This is a genomic window from Actinocorallia lasiicapitis (genome assembly GCF_054778695.1).
The window spans coordinates 1-5,871 of record NZ_BAAGZI010000366.1 but is presented as its reverse complement, the minus strand read 5'-3'; the positions used below and the strand labels follow the sequence as shown (position 1 = coordinate 5,871).

General features: G+C 69.9%; 6 protein-coding genes and 1 pseudogene. 4 read left to right on the top strand and 3 right to left on the bottom strand.

What is annotated here, in order from left to right; translation table 11 throughout:
• From ACYVE7_RS27710 to ACYVE7_RS27695, 4 genes and pseudogenes are all read left to right on the top strand, one after another.
• A pseudogene (locus ACYVE7_RS27710) lies at positions 1-601 on the top strand (hypothetical protein); the annotation flags it as partial.
• Complete coding sequence (locus ACYVE7_RS27705) at positions 598-1,782, top strand: DUF6716 putative glycosyltransferase (protein ID WP_460368649.1); 1,185 nt, start codon at positions 598-600, stop codon at positions 1,780-1,782. The pseudogene ACYVE7_RS27710 and the gene ACYVE7_RS27705, both read left to right, overlap by 4 nt.
• A complete protein-coding gene (locus tag ACYVE7_RS27700; RefSeq protein ID WP_460368651.1) occupies positions 1,779-2,723 on the top strand; it encodes an acyltransferase family protein in 945 nt (314 codons plus the stop codon). Before ACYVE7_RS27705 ends, ACYVE7_RS27700 begins: the two co-directional genes overlap by 4 nt.
• A 103-nt stretch (positions 2,724-2,826) precedes the next feature.
• Entirely contained in the window at positions 2,827-4,104 is a 1,278-nt protein-coding gene (locus ACYVE7_RS27695) for an FG-GAP and VCBS repeat-containing protein (protein ID WP_460368647.1), read from the top strand.
• 40 nt (positions 4,105-4,144) lie between these two features.
• On the opposite strand, the gene ACYVE7_RS27690 is transcribed toward ACYVE7_RS27695, so the two are convergent.
• From ACYVE7_RS27690 to ACYVE7_RS27680, 3 genes are all read right to left on the bottom strand, one after another.
• Positions 4,145-4,633: a hypothetical protein gene (locus tag ACYVE7_RS27690; RefSeq protein ID WP_460368646.1), complete on the bottom strand. Its 489-nt coding sequence runs from the start codon at positions 4,631-4,633 to the stop codon at positions 4,145-4,147.
• Between the two features lie 18 nt (positions 4,634-4,651).
• Complete coding sequence (locus ACYVE7_RS27685; RefSeq protein ID WP_460368645.1) at positions 4,652-5,596, bottom strand: glycosyltransferase family 2 protein; 945 nt, start codon at positions 5,594-5,596, stop codon at positions 4,652-4,654.
• Positions 5,593-5,871: hypothetical protein (locus tag ACYVE7_RS27680; RefSeq protein WP_460368644.1), on the bottom strand; the 279-nt coding region annotated here is incomplete at its 5' end. The genes ACYVE7_RS27680 and ACYVE7_RS27685, both read right to left, overlap by 4 nt.

Sequence of the window (5,871 nt, the reverse complement as noted above, 5' to 3'; positions counted from 1 at the left end):
CTCGGCCGGGCACGTCCGGCGGGCGCTCGGCACCCTGGCGGGCTCGCGGCTGCGGGCCGCCGCCCGCGACGGAAGGGTGACGGTCTTCACCGGGCTGCCCGTGCCGAACGCGGTGCTCGTACGGGCACGCCGGTTCGGGATCGAGGTCGTCCAGCACGACTTCCCGTGGCTGCGGTCGCTGCCCGCCGACCCCGCGCCGCAGGAGCGGACCGTGCTGCTCGGCACGTCACTGGTGCGGAACGGGCTCGTCGACAAGGCGTCGTACCTGGGCTGGGTCGAATCGATGCTCGCGGTCGAGCGGTGCGCCTACTTCCCGCACCGGCGGGAGGACCCCGAAGTGCTGGCGCTGCTGCGCGACGACCCCCGCGTCACCCTCGTGGAACGCGATCTGCCCGTCGAGCTGAGCCTGCGGGGGCTGAGCGGACGGCACCGGGTCGTCAGCCTGCCCTCGACGGCGCTGACCTCGCTGCGGGTGCTGCTCGGCGAGGAAGGGCCGCGGATCGAAGGCGTCACCGTGCCCGCCGGATGGTGGACCGAGCAGGCCGACCAGTCGCTCCGCACCCACCTCAGCCTGTTCACCCTCGGTCCGGAGCTCGTGTGAAGCTGCTCGCCGTCGCCGACTCCGACTCCTATCTGAAATGGGCCGCCGCGCTGCTGCGCGGGCTGCCCGACGGGTGGGAGCAGCGGCTCGTCGTCGTCCGGTCGCCGATCACGCCGTCCGAAGAGCAGCGGGCCGCGGCCGTCAGCGGGACCGGGCAGGACGTGCCACCGGTGCTCACCGGGCGGCAGCTTCGCGCCCTGATCAAGGAGTACGACCCGGACGCCGTGCTGCTGTCGGCGACCGGGCCCGTGGTCAGGGTGCTGACCGACTACGCCAACCGCGACCGGCGCAGGCTGCTGCTGACCGGGCTGCCCGGGATCTCGGTGCCCGCCAGCGCGAAAGCGTGGCGGTTCCGTTCGGGCTGCGACCTGTTCGTCGTGCACAGCGCGCGGGAGGTCGCCGAGTTCAGCGAGATCGCCGACCGGCTCGGGATCGCCGGGAAGACCGTGCTGGCGACCCTGCCGTTCCTGCACGGCGCCGCCGCCCGGGGGCCCGTCCGGGACCGGGTGGTGTTCGCGACCCAGGCGAAGGTGCCGGTGCTGCGCGAGGAACGCGTCGCGATCCTGCGGGCGCTCGCCGCGCTCTCGGCCGGCCACCCGGACGTCGAAGTGGTGGTGAAGCTCAGGGCACGCGCCGACGAGCAGCAGACCCACCACGAACGGCTGCACTACGAGACGTTGTGGCACGAACTCGACGTCGACCACTCGCTGCTGACGTTCGACGCCGGGCCGATGCACGAACAGCTCGCCCGGGCGCTCGGATTCGTCACGGTCAGCTCGACGGCCGCGCTCGAGGCGATCGCCGCGGGAGTGCCCGTCAACGTGCTCGCCGACTTCGGCGTCAACGCCGAAATGATCAACCTGGTGTTCGAGGGCAGCGGGGTGCTCGGCACGCTCGCCGACCTCGAAGCCGGACACTTCCGCACCCCGGACCCCGACTGGTGCGACGCCAACTACTTCCACCCCGCCGAAGCGAACGACTGGGCGGACTCCCTCCAGGAGACGGTATGCACGGAGCTCCCCCCGGCGAGACCGCACCAGGCGTCACGGTGGCGAAGGACCCGGGCGACGCTCCGGCTGGAGCTGCCGCCGATCGCCTACCGGAGGCTCGTCAAAGTGCGGCGGGCGCTCCGGCAGTCCCCGGCCGAGACGCGTTCTTCGACAACGCGAAGTTCCTTCTGATCGTCCTGGTCGTCATCGGGCACACGATCGAGAACGTCCGGGGGATCAGGGGGACGCTCAGCGCTTACGCGTTCATCTATCTGTTCCACATGCCGGCGTTCATCCTGATCACCGGGTATTTCTCGCGGTCGTTCGGGCGGGCGGAGAACCGGTCGGTGCGGCTGGTGGTGCAGCTTGTCGTGCCTTATCTGCTGTTTCAGATCGCCTATGTGAACTACGACAGGTATGTGGGCGGGGCGGATAATCACTTCAATCCCTATGACCCTTATGGATTGATGTGGTTTATCTGTTCGCTGGTGATCTGGCGGGCGTCGGTGTCGTTCTGGCAGAAGGTGCGGTGGCCGCTCGCCCTGGCCGTTCTTGTATCGGTGACGGCCGGGTTCTTTCCGCTGCCGGGGGAGTTCGATCTGCATCGGACCGTCGGGTTCCTGCCTTTCTTCGTTCTCGGGCTCTGTTTGAAGCCTTCGCATTTCGAATTGCTGAAGGAGCGGGGGGTCCGCATTGGTGGGGCGGCGCTGCTCGCGGCCGTCGCGCTGGGGATGTGGCTGTGGTCGCGGGAGTTCCCCGTCGCCTGGTTCTGGTACGCCGACACCTACCGGGAACTGGGCCATGGACGTCTTGAAGGGGCCGCGCTCCGGTTGGGGCTGCTGGCTCTGGCCGCGGTCGTGGCGTTCGCGTTCCTCGCGGTGGTGCCGCGCCGCCGCACCTGGTTCACCGGGCTGGGGCAGTACACGCTTTATGTGTATCTGCTGCATGGGTTCGTCATCTATGCCGCCAAGTACAGCGGGCTGTTCGCGGAGAAATGGACCCGGACGGTCCATGGTGCGCTGCTGCTCTCCGTCGCCGCGACGGTTCTCGCGGTCGTCCTTGCCCAACCGGCCGTCGCCCGGATCCTCAAGCCCGTCGTGGAGCCCGACGTGAAGTGGGCCTTCCGTAGATGAAGCGGGCGAAGCGCCTTGTTCATCGGGCGTTCGCCGGTCGGAGGGACGGGGCGGGCATCTTGTCCGGGACGGATTTTCCGGGACGGGAAGGCGGCGGGATCCGATGGGACGGCTTGCGGGCGGGATGGTCGGGGTGCTGGTCGCCGGGGTTCTCGGAGTGCCCGGCGGGGCGGCCGCGGCCGTCGCGGGGGCGAGGGCCTGGGATTTCAACGGGGACGGGTACGGGGATGTGGCGTTCGGGGTGCCGACGTGGCAGTTCCCCGCGGGTGACCGTCCCTACCGGGGGGCGATCGGTGTGCTGTACGGCTCGGCTTCGGGCGTCGGCGCTGAGCCGAGGATCGTGCTCGGCCCGCCCGCGACCAACAGCGCCGGGCTGTGGCAGGGCTTCGGACGGGTGCTGGCCTCCGGCGACTTCGACCGCGACGGCTACGCGGACCTGGCGGTCGGCGGCGTCGACGACGCGGCGGGCCGTGGCTCGGTCAGGCTGTTCTTCGGCGGCAGGCGCGGCCTGAACGAACGTCCCGTCCTGCTGAAGCCGCCCCGCAGGGCAGGCTCGAAGTTCGGCTTCGCACTCGCCGCTGGCGACTTCGACAAGGACGGCTACACGGACTTGTTCGCGTCTGAGGTCTTCGGCGGCCACGCCTGGATCTTCCGGGGCGCCCCCCGCTTCCGCCACACCAGAAAGGCGACAAAACTCCCCGTCTGGGACAAGAAGTCGTACGTCCGCGACGCCGCCGCCGGAGACTTCAACGGCGACGGCCGCGATGACCTGGTCCTGTCCTGGTTCCGCCGCAAGGACCTCACCACCCGAACCCCCAACCGCCTGAGCGTCTTCCCCGGCCATGCCAAAGCACTACGGAAGCCGGTCACCGTCAAGGTCAAGGCAGGCCCAGGCGAACTGGCCGTCGGCGACCTCACCGGCGACGGCCGCGCGGAGATCGCCTACTCCCTGAACACCCGAGCCCGCGTATGGCGAGGCACCCCCAAGGGCCTCGCCAGAAGCAAGGCGTCAGAGTCCCCACAGCTCGGCGCCGGTGCCCTGTCGATCGGCCACAGGGTGCTCGCGCTCGGCGACGCGCCAGCCGCCCGGATACGCCTGTACAACGTGACCCCGTCCGGACGGTTCACCCTGCGCAAGACGCTCAGCCCCGGCGCAACACCAGCCGGAGGCTACGGATCATCGGTATCCCTCCGAGACTTCGACGGCGACGGAACCCCCGACATCGCAGCCGGAATCCCCTACGAAAAATTCACCTGCCAGGTACCAGGCCAGCTCCTGCACCGCAGCATCGAAGTGGCCTACGGCAGCACGACCCCCGTACACCGCTTCCCCCTCCCCCCGATCCTCGACTCCTCCTACAGCGTCCTCGTCCTGCCCTGATCAGGGGAGACGGTGCGGTCGGTCGATGGCAAGAACCTGATCATTCAGGTGGTGCCGATGGATGGCTGTCCCGTGGCGGAGGTAGCGGGGCGTCGCGGCGTACCACGATCACCGTGCGTACTGCTCCGACGAGCAGCGCGAAGATCACTGGCGTGGTCACCAGGCCCCAGCCGATGTCGAAGGCCGCTCCGTCGCTTCGCGCTCCGGTCGTCGCCCAGATCAGGCCCCACGGTAGATCGGCTCGTGAGGCGATGCCGTATCTGCCCGAGAGCTCGGCCGCGATGTTCGCCGCGACGAAGCACGCCACGAAGCCGAACGGCCCTGCCACGAGTGCCCAGGGGTAGATCCGCGGCCAGGCCGGCCAGCGCTCCGCCAACTCGCCCGCGACGAACACCACCACCACCAGCAGCAGCAGCCCGCCGAGGTAGAGCAGCTCGGTCGGCCGGAACGGCTTGACGAGCTGCGGAGCGATCCCGACGGCCAGCAGCAGGGCCATGAGCTGCCACCGCTGCTTCCTTCTTTCCAACATAAGACCCATTTTGCCTGATCAGGGGAGGTAGGGGGTGAAGAGGAGGCGGCGGTCGGGGGTGGTGCCTCGGAGGACTTCGGTGAGGGTGGGTGGGGGGAAGGTGGCGAGGGTGGAGCGGGTTCGGGTGTGGAGCGAGGCGCGGACGGGTGGGGTGAGGCGGTCGGCGGTGGTGAGGTGGTGGGCGATGATCGCGCAGTAGTTGCGGATGGCCTTGTGGTGGAAGCGGGTGGGGTCGGGGTCTTCGGTGAGGTCGGACAGGACCTGGTCGAAGGCGTCGAAGAAGTGGAGTTGGCGGGCGTCGCCGATCTGGGTGAGGGAAGTGGGGGAGTCGCGGCGGTAGTGGACGCCCTGCAGGGAGGTGACGGCGAAGGTCGAGGCGCGGCGGTAGAGACGCCAGAACCAGGGGCGGTCCTCGGCGGTGTGCAGGGCCGGGTTGAAGTGCAGGAGGCCCTGGTCGAGGAGGGAGCGGCGGTAGATGCCCGACCAGGTGTACGGGTAGTCGACCATGGACGCTTCGTGGTGGGGGAGGATCGCGTCGCGGGCCGGGAGGACACGGTCGCGGCGGCCCTCCGGGGGGCGGTGGCGGGTGCGTTTGTGGGCGCGGACCTGGACATGGTCGGAGATCACGAAGTCGCAGCCCAGCATCTCGATCTTGGCGACGAGGTCGGCGAGATAGCCGGGACGGATCCAGTCGTCGCCGTCGAGGAAGGTCAGATAGGCGCCCGAAGCGGCGGCCAGGCCCGTGTTGCGGGCGGCGCTCGGACCGGCCGGAACCGTGTGGGTGAGGACGGTGAGGTTCGGGATCGCGGCCCGCGCCAGCAGGGCAGGGGTGCGGTCGGTGGAGCCGTCGTCGACCGCCAGGAACTCGAAATCCGGACGGGAGTTGCGCGCGAGACTCCACAGCAGCGCCTCGACCTGGTGCTCGACGTTCCGCATCGGCATCACGACCGACAGGGTGATCACGGCAGGTCCGATCTGAGCAGCCGGCGCACCAGCCCCGGCCGGGGGCCCGGCAGATCGAGGTCGGCGAGCCGGTCGGGGGCGAAGTAGCGGTGCAGGGCGCGCGGCCCGTCCAGATAGCGGACGGCCGCGTCCCGCAGTTCGGGCAGGGTGCCGGGCTGCTCGGTGTAGGCGAGCGCCAGCAGCAGCGGGCCCGCTTCGGCGGGAGTGAGGACGGGCGGGGCGATCCGGCCGTTCTTCTGGAGCCGGGGCAGCAGCGTGTCAGCGACGGCGGCCCG